Raw genomic sequence first — 17,903 nt, forward strand, 5'->3', positions numbered from 1 at the left:
TAATCATTGGTTAAAAAAAGTGGCGGCAGAAAGGACTCTTTTTTTAAATCAACTATCTATCAATCAACATATTATAAAAATATATACGTCTGTGTAAGTACGATTTTTCACTTAGTTTAACATATACAATTCCAGCAACTAGAGTCGCTTCGCGCTATAGGTTGCTTCGCGCTATAGCGCGAAGCAATGTCAAAGGCTACAAGAACATAAGCCGCCACCAACGTACCTGACGTAGCTAGCTGAAAATCTGACAACGGTCAGCAACCTTAGCGGTTAGCCTCATTCTTCGTAAAGTTGGTAAACGTTTTTCCGTTGAAGCGGTAGACGCCGCCTGAGGTACCAAACCAGAAACCGCCCCGTTCATCTTCCAGGATACTCTGCACGAACCGGTTTCCCAGCCCTTCACTGATTGAAAAATTGGTGAATGAACGGCCATCATACCGGCTTATGCCACCGCCAGCGCTACCAATCCAGAGTGTACCGGCTTTGTCTTCTACGAGCGTCCAGACGAAGTCATGGCACAGGCCGTCTTTTTCGGTGAACGTTGTAAAGGCCTTTCCATCGTAGCGGTTCAGGCCGCCATAGCGGGTACCAAACCAGAGGATACCGGCTTTGTCTTCCAGAATGGCACCGACGTTATTATCGCTCAGGCCATTTTCAGACGTGTAGGTCGTGATCGACTTTCCGTCGTATTTCCGAACGCCATCGCCATCCAGCCCGAACCAGATATTGCCTGCCCTGTCTTCACAAAAGCTCCAGACCAGTTTGGGCGAAAACCGGGCATTAGCCGCAATAGATGCCTTGGGTAGCGGAAAACGGGCAAAGGTTTTTCCATCGTAACGAGTTACACCGCCCAACGTACCGAACCACAGGTTTCCCTTGCTGTCTTTCAACATACTCCAGGTATCATTGTCGCTTAGCCCGTCTTTCACGGTGAAGGTGGTAAACGTTTTCCCGTCATAGCGGCAGACACCGTTGTTGGTGGCAAACCAGATTGTCCCGTCATCAAGCTGTTCCATACCACGCACCACCTTGCCACTGAACCCTTCCTTCGGCGTGAAATACGTCAGCGTTTTTCCATCGTAGCGACAGGCACCGTCGCCCTGGGTACCGAACCAGATGTTTCCGTCTTTATCCTCGAACATACGCCTGATGTACTCGCTCACCTGCGACTGAATAAACGCTTTAGACGGGTCGCCCACCCAGTTTACAGGTGTCGTTGATGGAGGCACCGCGCCACTTTTCGACGGGGTACTCTTCGGCTGCCCATGACAGGCCGTGACGGCAATACACACAAGCAGTAACATGCTTGATCGCATAACGGTAGGAGGTTAAGAAATTAGGCAGAAAAGGGAGGGGCTAACTAGCATCTCTCAGGCTAATTTTCAGATGTTGCCAGGCAGCGATTTTGTCATCCCGACGACAGGAAGGATCTTGAGGGTTGCTCACATTGCTAGCAGGCTAACGCCAAGATCCCTCCTGTCGTCGGGATGACAAAAACGCTGCTTATTCAACTGATTTATGTAACAAAGTACTAGTTTATCTGCACATCGAGGCGATAGCCGACGCCGTGAACAGCGGCAATTTTAATGGTTGAATCGCTGCTCAACAGCTTCCGCAGGCGCGAAATGAACACGTCGAGGCTACGGCCCACGGTAACGCCTTCATCTTCCCAAACCTGTTTCAGGATCAGATCGCGTTCCAGCACCTGGTTCGGATGATTGACCAGCAGGCGCAACAGCTTGGCTTCGCGGTAGGTCAGGTTATGCTGCTCGGGGCCAGACGTCAGCGTTTGACTATCCAGATTCAGGCACGACTGCCCGAAGCGGAGCTGATTGGGTAACACTGTGGGGGCTTCGGCGCCCGGCGCTGTGGCCGTTGAACGTACCTGCGTGGCCTGCCGCCAGGCGATAAACAGCACACCGGCAAACAGGCCGCCAACCGCCAGAAACGGCCAGAACGGGGTCGGTTTCTCAACCGGTGCTGGCCCGTCGAACGTTAGTTGCAGCGTGTAGCAGCCATCAATCGTTGCCCGGCCAGAACAGGCAACAACGGGGTTACTACCGAGCAGATCAGTAACTGAATAACCTAGCTGTACCGCTTGCGTTTTGCAGTCGAGCACGGCTACATCATACGTACCCGAAACCTTATGTCGTTGAAGTGACTCATGAAGCAGGGCGGGTAGCCTGCCGTACTGGAACGCGCGCCCCACGGCCAGCCGGAATGTCTGTGCGTTCACCTGCTCTACCGCCGGAATGCGCGAGGAGGAATCGCCTGAAGCTCGCAGCAACAGATCGGCCGTGCGGCGTAGGGCCAGGTTGATCTTTTCAGACCGTCTTTTACTCGTTTCCAGGCTGGAATCAGCCGGTACACTGCTGGTGAATTGCAGAAACAGCAAGCCCAGCAACAGCAGAAAACCGCTGCCTGCCACCAGCCGTATCACCAGCGGCGATTGATTAGCGCGTATAACGTGCGAAAACATCTAGCACTTGTCGGCTGGCAAACAGTGCGACAGCCAGTTAAAACCCTGCATTTTCAGAACCTGTTTTCCCCGGCAACCCGTTGATCCGTCGGCAGGACAGTTGGCGGGTTCAACGATCAGTTCATCGCCAAGCTGCGCGTTTGGCCAGATCTCGTCGACCTGAAGCGAATAAACGGTCTCCGTCTGGTTAGCCGGCCACTGCCGAACAACAGTACCCGCCCGGCGTAACGACACCCGAAAGGCAACCGGCTTATGATTCGCCGACTGCGGATCACCGGTAACAATAGCCAGCACACCCGTTTTATTCAGCCAAAAGGTGCTATAATCGACCCGATGACCGTTCAATACTAAGGCGTTACAACTCTCGATTGGGCCAGTTGGGTTTTCATGCGCAATGCCCAGGCCGTTCAGCAGCAGCAATGCGCCAAGCAGCAGACTGAGTTTGATTGAGTTTTTCATGATGTATCTGTTTGGCTAGTAGCTGCCGGTTTACCCAACTGCAATTAACAACCTTCCTGCAACGCTTTAAGCAAAACAGGGTCCACTTTTTTCAGTTTAATAGCCTGTTTTCCAGCGTTCTCATCCGGTTGTGATCCAGAACGGCCCATCGGCTCAACGATCAGCTCGTCGCCGAGTCGGGCAGACGGCCAAATTTCTTTTAGCGGGAGCGATTCAACCGTTTCTTCGGCATTGGCCGGCCACTGCTTCACCACCGATCCATTCCGCCGCAGCAATACCCGGAAGGGAACCGCTTTTCGCTTCATTGCCTGCTCATCGGCTACTTCACCACGAAGCCAGGTAGACGGCCACACTTCAGCTGCCTGAAAGGCGGAGCCAGCGCTAACAGAGGCGTCTTGTCGGGCCGAGCCACCTTGCAGCAGCAACGACTGATAGGGCATTGCCCGCTCTTCCAGCACTTTCAGATCGCCTTCGATGACGGTCAATACCCCAGGGTTGTTAAGCGTGAACAGCTCATAATTGATTGGACGACCATTAACGGTCAGCGACGTTTTGACAGGCGTCGTTTTTGCTATACTGCGTCCGATGAGCACGCATAGGGGGCAAAGTAGTAAAAGGGCCAGCATCAGTTTCGTTTTCATGCTATAAAGTTTGTTTAGTTTGCTCACGGCCTTGTAGGTTTACGCGTTCAGTAGTTGATTTTGTGATCCTGTAGCAACGTTATTGCACCAGAATCTCGTTATGCGGCAGGGCGTAGCGCGTATCGACCGTTAGCAAAACGATCTGATCGCCTTTCTTACAGCGGGCCAGTACGTTCTCTACCGGTACCCGGCGATAAGTCTCTTCCGAATACAGATGCAACGTACCGGTGGCCTTGTCGCGAATGGCTACTTTAAAATCGATCGGATCAACAGCTTTACTTTCGGTAGTCGATAACGCGACCGTTTGTACCGTCAATGTACCGGTGGCTGCTGCCGCCAGTTGGCATTTACCGGCGGGCGTATACGTATCGACCACCATTTTTTTGCCTACAAAAGCAGCCGAGCAGTTGGTAAAGGGTTGCTGCGCCTGGGCAGACGTACCCAGACCGACACCGGCAATGAGTGAGCAGAAGAACGCGATTTGTTTCATGGCTTTCGTGTTTAGCGTACCAACGAAACAAAGCTAACTCATTGGTCAGCGACCAGTCGTTAAGCACCGGTAAAACATTGTAAATGAAATGTAAAAGTTAGCACCATCACTATGCAAACGCCTTACCACATCGTTGACCGACGCATTAAAGCTGGCCTGCTGCTCTTCTGGGCGCTTTATTTTTCAGTAGTCTGGCTTAGTAACACCACCGACGCCCTGAAAGCACTGAACCTGTTGCCGACCGGTTTTCGGTTTGTGTCGGGCAATTACAGCCTGGTTAGTAAGGTGGTCGGTATGTATGGTCCTACGGCTGGGTTGGCGGGCGTATTCTTTGCGGGTGTCATTAGTTGGGAAGGCATCGGCGCTGTTCTATTCTGGCAGGCACTGATCGGCCTGCTTAAGCACACTGGCGACAGCCGAGCAGCAGCCCATCGGGCATTTGGTGCGACCATTGGTTTATGGGCCGCCTTTATCCTCACTGACGAGGTGTTTCTGGCCTACGAATTTCCCGGGCTTTCAACTACGTTTTTCAACCTGTTCATCGCCGAAGTAGGGTCGCTGATCCTGTTTCGGCTGCCGACTGAAAACGCACGGATCTCTTAATCCACGACCTATAGCTGATAAAATGCACAGGGCTCATTCGCGCTAGCTGGTCATCCAGGCCAGCGAATGAGTCCTGTTTTCATGAATAAGGCGTGGATAGAAACGGAAAGCGATCAGCAGGCTAGGCTCAAAACAGCTCCTCTAGTAATCGAAACCATTACGAATAAACAGCTATTTCCTACTGATAGCCCGCCAAATCTCCCAATAGCGGGCTATTCCTTACAAAAGCCCCTTTTTTACAAACAAAACGATCGGGCAACACGGGTAGGCTGACCAGTCAGGGTATAAGTCTTGTAACCCTATAGTATGCCGTTAAACACAACTGATCATTTTATAGTATACTTACAGCTATAGGCTGTCTGGTTACTCAGGGTTACAAGCTCCCTACCCCCTAAACGCCTGCTTACCTCATGACCCGGTTTATGTGTAGACGAGTGTGGTTGTTGGCAGGTGCCTTGGCACCTGCCTGGTCAGTGTTCGCTCAGGCGCCGCCGCAGCTCGGTAAGCGGTTGTACGAAAAATTAGCCCACACCCAGCGGGAATACCAGGCGGCGATGGCCGCTGGCGACTCGGTTCAAGTAGCTGAGTTCTGCTACCAACTCGGCAAGCGCTACAATGGTCTGGGCGACTATGTGGTGGCCCAGGGGTGGTTCTTTCGGTCGTTACGGATCCGCGAGCCGCTGGGGTATTCGGAAAACGTGGGTCGAACGTACCTGTGGATCGCCGAGAATCAGACCCGTGAGCGGGAGTTTTCCAACGCGATGGCCAGTACCCGCCGGGCACTGGTCAACTTCAGGCAGGACAGCACGAATAGCCGGTCCAGACACGGTTTGATGAGTGCCTATGTCTCACTGGCCGGTATCTATGTACTGGGCGAGAAATTGAACCGCGACAAACCAGGTACGGCCCCGGCCTCGTCGCTCGACAGTTCGATCTACTACTATGGACGGGCCGAGGCCTTAGCGCTGGCCCTGAAAAAACCGTACGACCAGGCTCGTATCTACACCTGCCTGGGCGAAGCGCTCGCCCTCCGCGACAACTGGCAGGCTATTGCGTACTTAAAAAAGGCCTATGCCATCAATCGTGATCAGCAGGAAGCCTATTCAACGATCAACACGGCGCAACAGATAGCCGGGTGTTATCTGGCGCTTGGTCATCCATTGATTGCCAAACAGTGGCTGGATATGGCTACGCAGCAGCGAAAATTGGCCAACCTCGGCGACTTTGAGCAGAACCAGCTTCTGGCCGAACGCTACACCGAATTCTATGCGCAAACGGGTCAGTGGAAACAGGCGTTCAACTACCAGCGGCAACACTACACGTTTCTGGCAAAGAGCTTGAAAGCCGATCGGGAAGGGGCCATCTATCATCTGGGTGTGCGCTATGAAACCGCGAAAAAAGACCTTCAGCTTCGGGCCCAGCAGCAGGAACTGGCCCTGCGCCGCGAGAACCTGACTACGCAACGGCGGCTGACGGTCGTATCGACCATATTGTTTTTGTTAACCGGCGTTGCCTGCACCGTGCTTTACTGGCTGCTTAGAAAGTACCAGCGGCTCAGCGACCACAATGCCAAACTGGTGAAAGAGCAAAACCACCGGGTGAAAAACAATTTGCAGTCCATCACCAGCCTGCTCGGGATGCAGTTCAACCGCCTGTCTGACCCAACCGCCAAACAGGCGGTTGAAGAAAGCCTGCTGCGGATAGAGGCCATAGCGCTCGTTCATCAGCGGCTCTACGACGGCGACCATCTGGCCGAAGTGGATATCAGGCAGTTCATTCCCGACCTGGTCGAGGGTGTTCTGCGCATTTATAGTCTGGAACACATTCGCCCGGTATATAAGCTTGGCCCGGTCTGGCTCAGCGCCGACGTGGCCATCAATATAGGGCTGCTGCTGAATGAGCTCGTCACCAATTCGTGTAAATACGCCCTGCCGTTTCACCTACAGCCAAGGCTCGACATAGGGTGTGTGGCCGAAGAGGGGCAGTTACAGGTCTGGTTTACCGACAACGGCCCCGGCTTTACCCCCACCCCGAAAGGCAATTCGTTTGGCATGAAACTGATCCGAATGATTACCGAACAGCTGAAAGGACAGAGCCGTTTCGAGACAGACAACGGCTGTGCCTTTACCTTATCGTTTGATCTTCAGCCCATGACAGCGGCCTGAGCAGAGCCAACCCTTGCCTGAAACCAACTCAACGTCAAGCCACTTCGATGGAAAACCGCTTACGAATTCTGATCGTGGAAGATGATGTATTCACCGCCACCAGCATTGAAGAAAGCCTGATTGGGGCAGGCTACGCTATTGCCGGTAAGGTTCATAGCCATGACACTGCCGTAGCCGCCATGAAGCAGACCCAGCCCGACCTCGTTCTGGTCGATATCACCCTCGCTGGCCCGGTCGACGGCATCACGACGGTGAAAGAACTGATGCGCATCAAGTGGGTTCCGGTCATTTACCTGACCGGAAACTCCGAGGCCGACACGTTCAACCGCGCCAAGAATACCTTTCCGGCGGCGTTTCTGCACAAACCGTTTCGGGTGCGGGAGGTATCTGCGCAGATCGAGCTGGCCATGCATAATTTTTATGCGGGCAACATCGCCGGGGCGCCCGATCTGCCCGACCACACATTTTTACCCACCAGCAACGGCTACATCCGGGTTGTCAAATCGGAAATTCAGTACATCAAGGCCGACAGAGGCAACAGCGAACTGTACCTGACGCCGGCGGGTTTTCAGCGAATTTTTCCGAACCGCCCCTACCGGGCTATTAGCCTGTCGCTCAACCTGGGTAAGCTGCTCCCCTATCTGTCAGATGGGTTTTATCAGTTATCGCGGTCGCTGGTGTTCAACCTCAGTTGCCTCGACCGGATCGAATCGAACCGGCTGTACGTTGGTACACACGAAATCACTATTCCGGAAGGCGCCCGGAAACCCCTTATCGACCGGCTGAAAGTGGTCAGGACCCGGTAATCTCCTGGCCTCTCCGGGTCAGGAGATTACCGGATAGCTGGCTTACCTAGCCTAGTTCGGTGCGTACGCGTTCGAGCAGCGTTTTGGTGGCTTTGATACCGTCGGTGGTGGATAGGTACCCACCCGTTGGCTTGTACATACCGATGATACCGCCTTCGTATTCAATGCCAACGTACCCACTGAACCCCGCGTCTTTGATGATCTTGAACATCCGCCGGAAATCGGTCTCCGTTTCGTTGCCATGCGCATCGAACTTGTGGGTCTTGGCGCTGACACCTTTGGCGTAAGGCATCATTTTCTTCACGCCCTCGTAGCGGTCAACCTCCTTCACACAGGTGGTGCCCATGATCCCTTTGATATCGTTGGTAACGGGTTTGCTGCGCTGGGTGCAGAAATTACCAAAATCGGGTAACAGGCCTGCGTTGGGCATATTCACCTGTGTCAACACGCCAATCAGCCAGTCAACATCGGTTGAGTTGCCAAAGTGATTCTCCACAATAACGTTCATGTTCGATTTGGCGGCGTATTCGAGCAACTTGTGGTAGCCATCGGCCGCCGCTTTAGCCGCCTCGTCGGCCGGATCATCGGCTACACCGGTCATGGCTTTCGATGAGTCACCCAGGTTTACCCGGATGGCGCTACACCCTAAAAACTTGGCCGCATCGACCCAGGCGTGGTGCTGCTCAACGGCTTTCTGGCGTTTGGCAGCGTCGAGATCGGCAATATTAGCACCGTCGACCATGATGAGGTTATTCTTCATCCCCAGGTCGTCGCAGCGTTGCTTTAGCTCTGTCAGGTACGTCTGGTCGGTGTGCTTGTTGTTGAAGAACATCGACACGTATTCCAGCACGTTGATGCCAAACTCTTTCTTGGCTTTGGCCGGAAACTCCATGTTGGTCATTTTCCCCGACAGCAGCTCACCCGCAAACGAGAATTCGGCCAGCGAGATGTCGAATTTGAGCGCCGCAGCGGTTTGTTCCGTTGCCATAGCAGCAACCGTTTGTGAGGGAAGTACAGAGGCCAGCCCTATACCAGCAGCCGACAGGCCGAGTTGTTGTAAGAAGTGGCGACGTGGTTGATTCACGATAGAACGAAGTTTACAGGTAAGGAAATGTTAGTTAAGCAGTTGAACCGGAACGGGGACGAACAGCGGCGACGTGGGCATTTTTCGTTGTTGACCACAACGAAGAGATCGAGCTGGCAGGTTGTTGGTCTGCTAATCACGCTGGTTTCGGCCAGTGAGCCAATCTGAATTTTGATACGATGACCACCTGCCTTGGGGTGCCGGCCTCCGCTGCTCCTCAGTTGCCCGCTTCCTGACTATCGACGCGATTGAGCGTATAACTCAGATCGGCAGTACCAACCCGGAAACCACGCGCCTGATCGAGAATAAACAGTACGTTATCATCTCCTTTCAACAAGTACACGTAAATGCCCGGCGTCTCCGAATCCAGCTGGTATACCTCGGCGTTCGGGTCTGTTTGTGATCCCTGCACGCGTGTCCATCGCCCCTCGCGCTCTCTGGCAGTGCCGAGTATTCCCCGCAGTTTATAGGTAGTTGGCTGGTGGGTGACAGGGTCCTGAAACAGGGTTACGCGCCATTTCACTTTCCAGCAGTCGGGACTTACTGTCAGCTTCCAGTCACGGGCAATATCAGCACAGGGAAATCGTCCGTCGAACGTACCCAGCACCGACGGTCCGGTAGGTACTGAAATTCGCCCCGTTGCCTTTGTCGGTATATTCTGACTACGGGGCGGTTGCGCACGCAAACCCGCTACAAGCCCCAACAGGCAGATCAGAATCAGTGTGATACGCTTCACCGCCGCTGTGTTGTATGTAGGGTTCATTGTCTGTTCAGGGTATAGCTCCAGCCGCCGTGCCCAATCATGAGTCGGCCCTGCGGGTCGAGCAGGTGGAGTAATTTATTATCCAGATTGACTAGCCCGATGGTCTTATCCGTCGAATCCGCACGAAGCAGATAGATCACCCGATTCTGTGCGTCTCGATCGATGCGCCAGGTTCCGGTTTTCTGCTTTGTGGTACCCCCGTTGGCAAAGCCTGTGGTACTGGGCACCGTCATGCCGTATGTGTAGTCGAGCCTGAAGATGGAGGGTGTTTGTGTTGCAGGGTCTACCTGCAGGGTCAGTTTCCAGTTGATGAACTCACATTCGATGTCGGCTGGAATGGACAACATCGCCCTCGGGATAAGGTCGCAGGGACTGCTGGCAACAAATGTAGCGGGCTCGATAGCGGGCCTGCTAGCCTCCACAAAACCAACGCCCAGCAGGACGAGAAGGAACATTGCACACTGGTTCATAGTCCGTTAGCGGCGTAGCGTATGTTATTATGAACAAAGTCAGGAGAGCCCATGACATACCCACCGCCCGCTACACGACGTGTCGATGGCGATCCCTATACCCGTTCAAAGCCGTTTCCGGGTAATTTAGGGCATCAGACAACCGCTATCATGAAACTACCCGTCTACTGGCTACTCTGCCTGCTCACTACCGCCGTATTCGCCCAAACCAAACCTTCACTCGTAACGCCCTATGAAAAGAGTCAGGGCCGGGAAACGGCAACGTACCCGGAGATCATCGACTACTACCAGCGGCTCGACAAGCAGTTCGACCAGGCGAAACTGGTCGAAGTAGGGAAAACGGATGTGGGCAAACCCCTGCACCTGTTGCTGCTGGCGGCCGATAAGCACTTCACGGCCCGCCCCGACCGCGTGACGCTGCTGATCAACAACGGCATTCACCCCGGCGAACCGGAGGGGATCGACGCCTGCATGATGCTGGCGCGTGACCTGCTGATGGCCAATAAACTGCCCAAAAACGTACTGCTGGCCATTGTGCCGGTATTCAACGTGGGCGGCAGTCTGAACCGGGGCGTATCGCGCGTGAACCAGAACGGGCCGGTCAGCTACGGCTTCCGGGGGAACGCCCGCAACCTGAACCTCAACCGCGACTTCATCAAGGCCGACGCGGAGAATACGCGGGCGTTTCAGGCGATGTACCAGCAGTTGAAACCGCAGGTATTTATTGACAACCACACCAGCAACGGGGCCGACTACCAGCACGTGGTCACGTATTTTGCCACGCAGAAAGACAAGCTGCACCCCGCCGTGTCGGGCTACATGACGCAGACCTTCCAGCCTGCCCTCGACAAGGCCCTGGCCGATAAAGGGTTCCCCACGGCCCCCTACGTGAACCATCCCAAAGACACGCCCGAAAGCGGGTTGCTGGGCTACAACGATTCGCCCCGCTACACAACGGGCTACGCGGCCATGTTCAACTGCTTCGGCTTCACGTTGGAAACACATATGTGGAAAGACTACCCGGCGCGGGTGAAAGGCAGCTACGCGTTCGACGAGGCCGTGTTGCGCCTCTGCGAGCGCGACGCCAGCACCATTCTGGCTAACAAACAGCGCGCCGATGCCGCCGTGAGTCAGCAAACGACCTTCGCGCTTAACTACCGTCTCGACCGCAGCAAGGTCGATTCGGTCACGTTTCTGGGCTACGAGGCGGCCTACAAACCCAGCGAGGTATCGGGTCTGAAGCGCCTGTATTACGACCGGACGAAGCCCTTCACCAAGCGTGTTCCCTACATGAATACGTTTGTGCCCGACCTGCAACTCACCAAACCGGCTGGGTACGTTATTCCGCAGGCATGGCAGGAGGTAGGTACGTTGCTGAAACGCAACGGCGTTACAGTTCAGATACTCCCCCAAGACACGCTGATGGCTGTATCAGCCTACTATCTCGACGATTACAGAACGGGCCAGCGGCCCTATGAAGGGCATTACCTGCACTCGGGCGTAAAGCTCAGGACGGAAACTCAGCGCATTCAATTCTACAGGGGCGATTACCTCATTCTGACCAACCAGCCAACGAACCGCTACCTGATCGAAACGCTGGAGCCACAGGCGCAGGACTCGTTTTTTGCCTGGAATTTCTTCGACAGCATCCTCGACCAGAAGGAATATTTCTCGGACTACATCTTTGAAGACACCGCCGCCGAACTGCTCCGTAACGACCCCGCCCTGCGCCAGAAACTGGCCGACAAACGGGCCACCGACAAAGCCTTTGCCGAAAGTGCCGACGCGCAATTGGAGTTCATCTACAAACAAACACCCTACTTCGAGAAGACCTTTAACCGCTACCCGGTGTATCGGCTGGAGGGAAGGCGATGAAATGCGAATGATGAAGTCAGCCATAAACTATACCGCTGATGGGTATTGATGAGTTCACGTACCTTAGAAATGCCTTAATAATATGGCGCCTCGTAACACTAGCAAACCCCGTAGGGGTGGTACGTCAATAGAAAAGCGCCCTTTACCAACACGAAACAGCCCCATTAGGGGCGGCATGTATAGTATAGGCAGGGGCCCTTTACATGTCGCCCCTAATGGGGCTTTATTAACTATTATCTATTCAATGCTATTAACATACCACCCTTACCAGGGTTGCAACGCTATAGCCTCGTGCATGACTCACGCCAGCTTACTGCCAGCCGCCGCCCAGTGCCCGGTAGATATTGACCGTGGCCGTCAACTGCCGCATTTTGGTTTCAACCAGATCAAATCGGGCGTCCAGTGCGTCGCGTTGGGTAAACAACACTTCCGTATATTCAGCCCGGGCCGAGTTGAAGAGCGTGTTCGAAATGTCGATCGACTGCGTTAAGGCCTGCACCTCCCGCGTTTTCACACTATAACTCTTTTCCAGATTGCTGATGTTGGAGAGCTGGTTGGCCACCTCGATGTAGGCGTTCAGGATCGTTCGTTCGTAATTGAACACCGCCTGAATCTGCCGCGCATTGGCACTGTTATACGTAGCGATAATCGCGTTCTTGTTCACCAGCGGAGCGGCCAGATCACCCGCCAGCGACATAATCAACGACTCGGGCGTCTTCAGGAAATAAGCCGGATTGAACGCCTGGTAACCGATGCCCGCCGAAATAGCCAGTGATGGGTAAAAACGCGCTTTGGCTACCTGCACATCCAGTTTAGCCGCCGCCAGCTCCTGCTCTGCCCGCCGAATATCCGGGCGGTTGGCCAGCAGTTGCGACGGAATACCCACCCGCATACTATCGGGCACCATGCTGTTGAACGCCGCCGAATTCCGGGCAACAGGCTGCGGATAACGACCGACCAGGAAATTGATCCGGTTCTCGGTTTCTACAATCCGCTGCTGCAAGCCGTATTGCAGGTTCTGCGTGTTCAGTACCTGCGCCTCAAACCGGCGTACGGCCAGTTCGGTAACGCGGGTCGCTTCTTTCTGCAACCGAACAATGCGCAGGGCGTTGTTCTGAATCTCGATGTTCTGCCGTACGATATCCAGTTGGTTATCCAGCGCCAACAGTTCGTAATACGACGTGGCAATTTCGGAGATCAGGTTTGTGATCGTGAAATTCCGGCCTTCGACACTGGCCAGATACCGGTTTATTGCGGCTTTTTTGGCGTTCCGCAGCTTGTGCCAGATATCGACCTCCCAGCTGGCAAACGCCCCCACCATGTAGTTGGGTAGCGGCTCAGGCACTTCTTTACCGGGTCTGATTTCAGAATTTGCCTCGGCGGCCCCCAACAGGGTGTAGCGCCCCACTTTATCGATACCCGCCCCACCGCGCAGCCCCACAAAAGGCATGTACTCCCCCTGCCGGGCGCGGATTTCGTTCTGGGTAATCTGAATTTCCTGAGCGGTGATGTTCAGTTCCTGGTTGTTCCGAATGGCAGTATCGATCAGCGCCACCAGGTTTGGGTCCGTGAAAAATGACCGCCACCGCCGGTTAACCGAATTGGTCGAGTCCTGCGAGGTACCGAAGCTCACAGGTACGTTCCGATTCTCTGTTCGGGTGATCAGGGCAGGGGTTTTGCAAGCCGTAAACGCTACTGACAGGCAGGCTACTCCCAGGCATCTTGTGATGAGTCTTTTATACATGATTAGGAGTTTCTTCTGTTTCAGGGAAATCGTCTAACTGATGAACCAGGTTTTCGGTCAACGGCTCATTCTCTTCATCCCGGATCATCTTCCGGCCATCGGCCAGGCTACCGAATATGTAGTACAGACCGGGGATGATGATGACCCCGAAAATGGTACCGAATAGCATACCGCCCAGGGCCGAGGCGCCAATGGTCCGGTTACCGATAGCCCCGGCACCCGTGGCCGTGATCAGGGGAATCAGACCGGCGACGAAGGCGAACGACGTCATCAGGATCGGACGGAAACGAACCCTTGCCCCTTCAATGGCAGCATTCAGAATGGTTTCGCCCTGCTGTCGTTTCTGCACGGCAAATTCCACGATCAGTACGGCATTCTTACCCAGCAGACCAACCAGCATGATCAGGCCGATCTGGGCGTAGATGTTGTTTTCCAGGCCCATGAGCTTCAGCAGCAGGAACGAGCCGAACACCCCAACCGGCAGCGAGAACACCACGGCCAGGGGAATGATGAAGCTTTCGTACTGCGCCGCCAACACCATGTAGACGAAGGCCAACACGATCAGGAACACATACAGCGACTCGTTCCCCCGGATCGATTCATCGTACGACAGCCCTTCAAACGCGATGTCGTATCCCTTTGGCAACGTCTTGGCGGCTACCTCCCGGATAGCCGCAATGGCATCGGCCGTTGTGAACCCCTTGGCGGGCAGGCCCTGAATGGCGGCTGAGTTGTACAGGTTGAACCGGGTGATCTCGTTCGGTCCCTGTCCTTTTTTCAGCTTCATAAAAGCCGAGTAAGGCACCATTTCGCCCGCGTCGTTTTTCACGTACAACTTCAGCAGATCAGAGGGCAGCCGCCTGAAACTTGGGTCTGACTGTACGTACACTTTAAAGAACTGGTTATACTTAATGAAACCCTGTTCGTAGGTACTACCGATCATGATGTTCAGGTTATCCATCGCTTTACCGATCGACACGCCTTTCTGCATGGCCAGGTTATTGTCGATTTCCAGTTCGTACTGCGGGTAGTTGGCAGCGAAGAAGGTGAACAGGCCGGCCAGCTCTTTGCGCTTGCCCAGGTTCTCCATGAACTCCTTGTTTATTTTATCGAATTCGCTGTAATCGGTGTCGGTATTTTTATCCAGCAGACGCATCGAAAAACCGCCCGACGTACCAAATCCGGGAATGGCTGGTGGCTCAAAGAATTCGACCGTCGCGCCGAGGTTTCTTGATTTCTCTTCCAGTTCTTCCATGATCTCTTTCACGTTCTTGTCGCGATCCGACCAGGGTTTCAGGTTGATCAGACACGTACCTGCGTTGGAACCACGCCCTTCGGTCATGATCTCGTAGCCAGCCAGTGAGGAGATCGATTCGATACCCGGCACTTCTTCACAAATCTTCTGGAGCCGCCGCGACACCTCGTTCGTTTTTTCGAGCGTTGAGCCCGGCGGCGTCTGAATGATCGCGTAGATCGTGCTCTGGTCTTCGTTCGGAATAAAACCGGCGGGCAGCACCTTGTTTTCGTAGGCGATACCCACGCAGAAACCGACCAGAATCAGGAAGGTGACCACGCGGCGGCTGGCGATCAAGCGCAGCAGGCCCACGTAACGGCCCGTGAGTTTATCGAATCCCCGGTTGAAACTATCGAGCGCTTTGGTCAGCAGGTTCTTCTTCCGTTCATGGCCATGATGATTTTGCAGCAACATGGCGCACAGTACAGGCGTCAGCGTCAGGGCGATCAGGGCCGAAATCACAATGGAACTGGCCATCGTGATCGAGAACTGACGATAGAACGTACCTACCGGACCCGTCATGAACGAGATAGGCAGGAACACCGACACCATCACCAGCGTAATGGCGATAATGGCACCGCTGATCTCACCAAGCACCTGTTTAACCGCCCCAAAAGGTGTCAGATACGGCTTTTCTTCCATCTTGGCGTGCACGGCCTCTACCACCACAATGGCATCATCGACCACAATACCGATAGCCAGCACCAGGGCAAAGAGCGTGATCAGGTTGATGGACAGCCCGAACGCCTGAATCACAAAGAAGGCCCCGACCAGCGACACCGGCACCGCCAGAATCGGAATCAGCGTAGACCGCCAGTCGCCCAGGAAGATGAACACCACCAGCGCCACCAGCAGGAACGCATCGCGCAGGGTATCGATTACCTGCTCGATCGACGCGTCCAGGAAGTTCGATACGTCATAGCTGATTTTATAGTCGACACCCGGCGGGAACGACGTTTTCATCACCTCCAGTTTCTTCTTCACCTCTTCGATTACATCGCTGGCGTTACTGCCGTAGTTCTGCCGCAACACAATAGCGGCCGATGCGTGCCCGTCCAGATTGGAGTAGATATCGAAGAATTCACTTCCCAGTTCAACGCGGGCAATATCGCGCAGGTGAATGCTTTCCCCTTCCGAGTTGGCCCGGACAATGATGCTTTCATACTCTTCCGGTTTGTTGTACCGCCCTTTATACGTCAGCACGTATTCCAGCGACTGCGCCGCAATACCGGAGCTTTGCCCGATCCGGCCCGGCCGACCAATGATGCTTTGCTCGCCAATGGCCTTCATCACTTCCTCGGTCGAGACGTTGTAGGCCCGCATGCGCTCGGGGTTCAGCCAAACGCGCATGGCGTACCGGCGGCTACCCAGAATCTGCGCCCGCGCTACCCCTTTGGTCCGCTGAATTTCAGGGATCATCTTCACGGTAGCGTAGTTGAACAGGAATTTCTCGTCGATGCTCTTCTCCTTTGAATAGAGGTTGACGTACATCAGCATACTGGGCTGAATGGGCGTGATGATGACCCCTTCGCGCTGCACCAGTTCGGGCAGCAGCGGCATCACCTGGTCGACCCGCGTTTTTACCCGGATAACGGCATCGTTGGGGTCAGTTCCGGGCTCGAAAATGATACGCAGGGTTGCCTCACCCGCACTGGTTGCATCGGTAGCGATGTAGCGCATGTCCTGCACCCCGTTGATGGCCTGCTCCAGCGTGATCAACGTCGATTTCACCAGCACATCAGCGCTGGATCCGGGATAGGCAATGAATATATTGACGGTTGTCGGGGCAATATCCGGGAATTGCGAAATGGGCAACTTCTTGATCGCCAGTACACCAATAAACACGATCATGACCGAGATCACAATCGCGAATACGGGCCTGCGTATGAATTTACTAAACATGTCTTCTGGTTTTTAGACTCGTTGATTACTCGGCATACAGGCTCAGATTGGAAACGACCGCCTGGGGTTTCTCGAATTTGACTTGTATTTTTTCGTTTTCTTTTACCTGACGCAAGCCTTCCAGAAGGATTCTGTCCTCTCTTTTCAGACCAGAGCGAACAATAAAAATGTGCGGCAACTCGGCAGCTATCTCGACTTCTCTCGACCGGATCACGTTGTTTTTATCCACCACATAGACGTACTTTTTTTCCAGCACCTCATAGGTGGCTTTCTGCGGAATGATCATGGCATTTTTAAACGGCAGGGTCATCTGAACATTACCGGTTTCGCCGTGCCGTAAAACCCCTTTCGGGTTCGGGAACGTGGCCCGGAACTCGATGTTACCGGTCGTATTGTTGAAGTCGGCTTCGATGGTTTCAACCTTGCCCAGGTAGGGGAACATCTGGTTGTTGGCCAGCATCAGATGTACATTCGACAGGTTACCCGAGGCGGCTTGTGATTTCAAATCCAGGTACTCGGCTTCAGGTACGTTGAAATAAACCCACATCTTACTGTTGTCAGACAGGGTCGTCAGCAGGTCACCCTCATCGACAAGGCTACCCAGACGTACCTGGAAGTGGTCCATGATACCCGAAAAAGGCGCCCTGATTTTGGTGAAGCCGAGGTGCGTCTGGGCCAGTGCTACTTCCGCTTTCGCCTTGTCGAGCTTGGCATTGGCCATCGACAGTTCGTTGGGGGCCACAATCTTGTTGTCGGCCAGCTTCTTGGTGTTCTGATATTCGATGTTGGCGAAGCTGGCTTCCGCTTCGGCCTTCTGCAACTCGGCCTCATAGAGCTTGGGCATGATCTGAAACATCATCTGCCCCTGGTTCACCGACTGGCCTTCATCCACGAAGATGTTCTGGATATACCCCCGCTGCTGCGCCCGCATTTCGATGTGGCGGTAAGCCCGAATCTGCGACACGTAGTCTTTGGTGATCGTTGTGTCTTTTACCAACGGAGTAGTGACCAGGTATTTGACCTCTTCCTCTTTCTTCTCTTCTTCTTTTGCACAGCTTGTGAGATAAACTAACGCACACAAGCCCATGAGCACATGAATTCGTTTCATACAGTTTTTAAGGTAAT

At 54.1% G+C, this 17,903-nt stretch carries 15 protein-coding genes; 4 read left to right on the plus strand and 11 right to left on the minus strand.

Going from position 1 to position 17,903, the window contains the following annotated elements; all coding sequences use genetic code 11:
* Positions 1-266: 266 nt before the first annotated feature.
* The 5 genes from ACAW75_RS16590 to ACAW75_RS16610 form a co-directional block, all read right to left on the minus strand.
* Positions 267-1,319, minus strand: a complete 1,053-nt coding sequence (locus ACAW75_RS16590; RefSeq protein WP_370729861.1) for a ligand-binding sensor domain-containing protein — start codon at positions 1,317-1,319, stop codon at positions 267-269.
* A gap of 215 nt (positions 1,320-1,534) precedes the next feature.
* Positions 1,535-2,482, minus strand: coding sequence for a winged helix-turn-helix domain-containing protein (locus tag ACAW75_RS16595; RefSeq protein ID WP_370729862.1), 948 nt, complete (start codon positions 2,480-2,482; stop codon positions 1,535-1,537).
* Positions 2,483-2,941 carry a hypothetical protein gene (locus tag ACAW75_RS16600; RefSeq protein WP_370729863.1) on the minus strand — a complete coding sequence of 153 codons (459 nt, stop codon included), beginning with the start codon at positions 2,939-2,941 and terminating at the stop codon, positions 2,483-2,485.
* Between the two features lie 44 nt (positions 2,942-2,985).
* On the minus strand, positions 2,986-3,582 hold the full coding sequence (locus ACAW75_RS16605; RefSeq protein ID WP_370729864.1) for a hypothetical protein: 597 nt from the start codon (positions 3,580-3,582) through the stop codon (positions 2,986-2,988).
* Positions 3,583-3,661: 79 nt separating this feature from the next.
* Entirely contained in the window at positions 3,662-4,072 is a 411-nt protein-coding gene (locus ACAW75_RS16610; protein ID WP_370729865.1) for a hypothetical protein, read from the minus strand.
* Between the two features lie 111 nt (positions 4,073-4,183).
* Between ACAW75_RS16610 and ACAW75_RS16615 the strand changes: the two genes are divergently transcribed.
* The 3 genes from ACAW75_RS16615 to ACAW75_RS16625 all read left to right on the plus strand — a co-directional run bounded on the left by ACAW75_RS16615 (position 4,184) and on the right by ACAW75_RS16625 (position 7,646).
* A complete protein-coding gene (locus ACAW75_RS16615) occupies positions 4,184-4,675 on the plus strand; it encodes a hypothetical protein (protein WP_370729866.1) in 492 nt (163 codons plus the stop codon).
* A gap of 422 nt (positions 4,676-5,097) precedes the next feature.
* The gene (locus tag ACAW75_RS16620; protein ID WP_370729867.1) at positions 5,098-6,840 is read left to right on the plus strand and encodes a sensor histidine kinase; all 1,743 of its coding nucleotides are present in this window, start codon (positions 5,098-5,100) and stop codon (positions 6,838-6,840) included.
* Positions 6,841-6,887: 47 nt separating this feature from the next.
* Positions 6,888-7,646 (plus strand): response regulator, encoded by a 759-nt coding sequence (locus ACAW75_RS16625; RefSeq protein ID WP_370729868.1) that lies wholly within the window; start codon positions 6,888-6,890, stop codon positions 7,644-7,646.
* A 46-nt stretch (positions 7,647-7,692) separates the two neighbouring features.
* Here the strand turns inward: ACAW75_RS16625 and ACAW75_RS16630 are convergent, their stop codons facing one another.
* The 3 genes from ACAW75_RS16630 to ACAW75_RS16640 form a co-directional block, all read right to left on the minus strand.
* Positions 7,693-8,730 carry a sugar phosphate isomerase/epimerase family protein gene (locus tag ACAW75_RS16630; protein WP_370729869.1) on the minus strand — a complete coding sequence of 346 codons (1,038 nt, stop codon included), beginning with the start codon at positions 8,728-8,730 and terminating at the stop codon, positions 7,693-7,695.
* Positions 8,731-8,947: 217 nt separating this feature from the next.
* Positions 8,948-9,493, minus strand: coding sequence for a hypothetical protein (locus tag ACAW75_RS16635; RefSeq protein WP_370729870.1), 546 nt, complete (start codon positions 9,491-9,493; stop codon positions 8,948-8,950).
* Positions 9,490-9,948 (minus strand): hypothetical protein, encoded by a 459-nt coding sequence (locus tag ACAW75_RS16640; RefSeq protein WP_370729871.1) that lies wholly within the window; start codon positions 9,946-9,948, stop codon positions 9,490-9,492. The genes ACAW75_RS16635 and ACAW75_RS16640 overlap by 4 nt, the downstream gene beginning before the upstream one ends.
* A gap of 165 nt (positions 9,949-10,113) precedes the next feature.
* Here ACAW75_RS16640 and ACAW75_RS16645 point away from each other — a divergent pair, with 165 nt between their 5' ends.
* Positions 10,114-11,838 carry a M14 family metallopeptidase gene (locus ACAW75_RS16645; RefSeq protein ID WP_370729997.1) on the plus strand — a complete coding sequence of 575 codons (1,725 nt, stop codon included), beginning with the start codon at positions 10,114-10,116 and terminating at the stop codon, positions 11,836-11,838.
* A gap of 310 nt (positions 11,839-12,148) precedes the next feature.
* Here the strand turns inward: ACAW75_RS16645 and ACAW75_RS16650 are convergent, their stop codons facing one another.
* From ACAW75_RS16650 to ACAW75_RS16660, 3 genes are read right to left on the minus strand one after another with little or no spacing between them, the layout of a single operon-like run.
* Complete coding sequence (locus ACAW75_RS16650; protein ID WP_370729872.1) at positions 12,149-13,582, minus strand: TolC family protein; 1,434 nt, start codon at positions 13,580-13,582, stop codon at positions 12,149-12,151.
* Complete coding sequence (locus ACAW75_RS16655) at positions 13,575-16,778, minus strand: efflux RND transporter permease subunit (protein ID WP_370729873.1); 3,204 nt, start codon at positions 16,776-16,778, stop codon at positions 13,575-13,577. Before ACAW75_RS16655 ends, ACAW75_RS16650 begins: the two co-directional genes overlap by 8 nt.
* Before the next feature lie 25 nt (positions 16,779-16,803).
* Positions 16,804-17,886 (minus strand): efflux RND transporter periplasmic adaptor subunit, encoded by a 1,083-nt coding sequence (locus ACAW75_RS16660; RefSeq protein WP_370729874.1) that lies wholly within the window; start codon positions 17,884-17,886, stop codon positions 16,804-16,806.
* Between the last annotated feature and the right edge of the window lie 17 nt (positions 17,887-17,903).

The sequence above is a fragment of the Fibrella arboris genome (assembly GCF_041321095.1).
Lineage (GTDB): Bacteria > Bacteroidota > Bacteroidia > Cytophagales > Spirosomataceae > Fibrella > Fibrella arboris.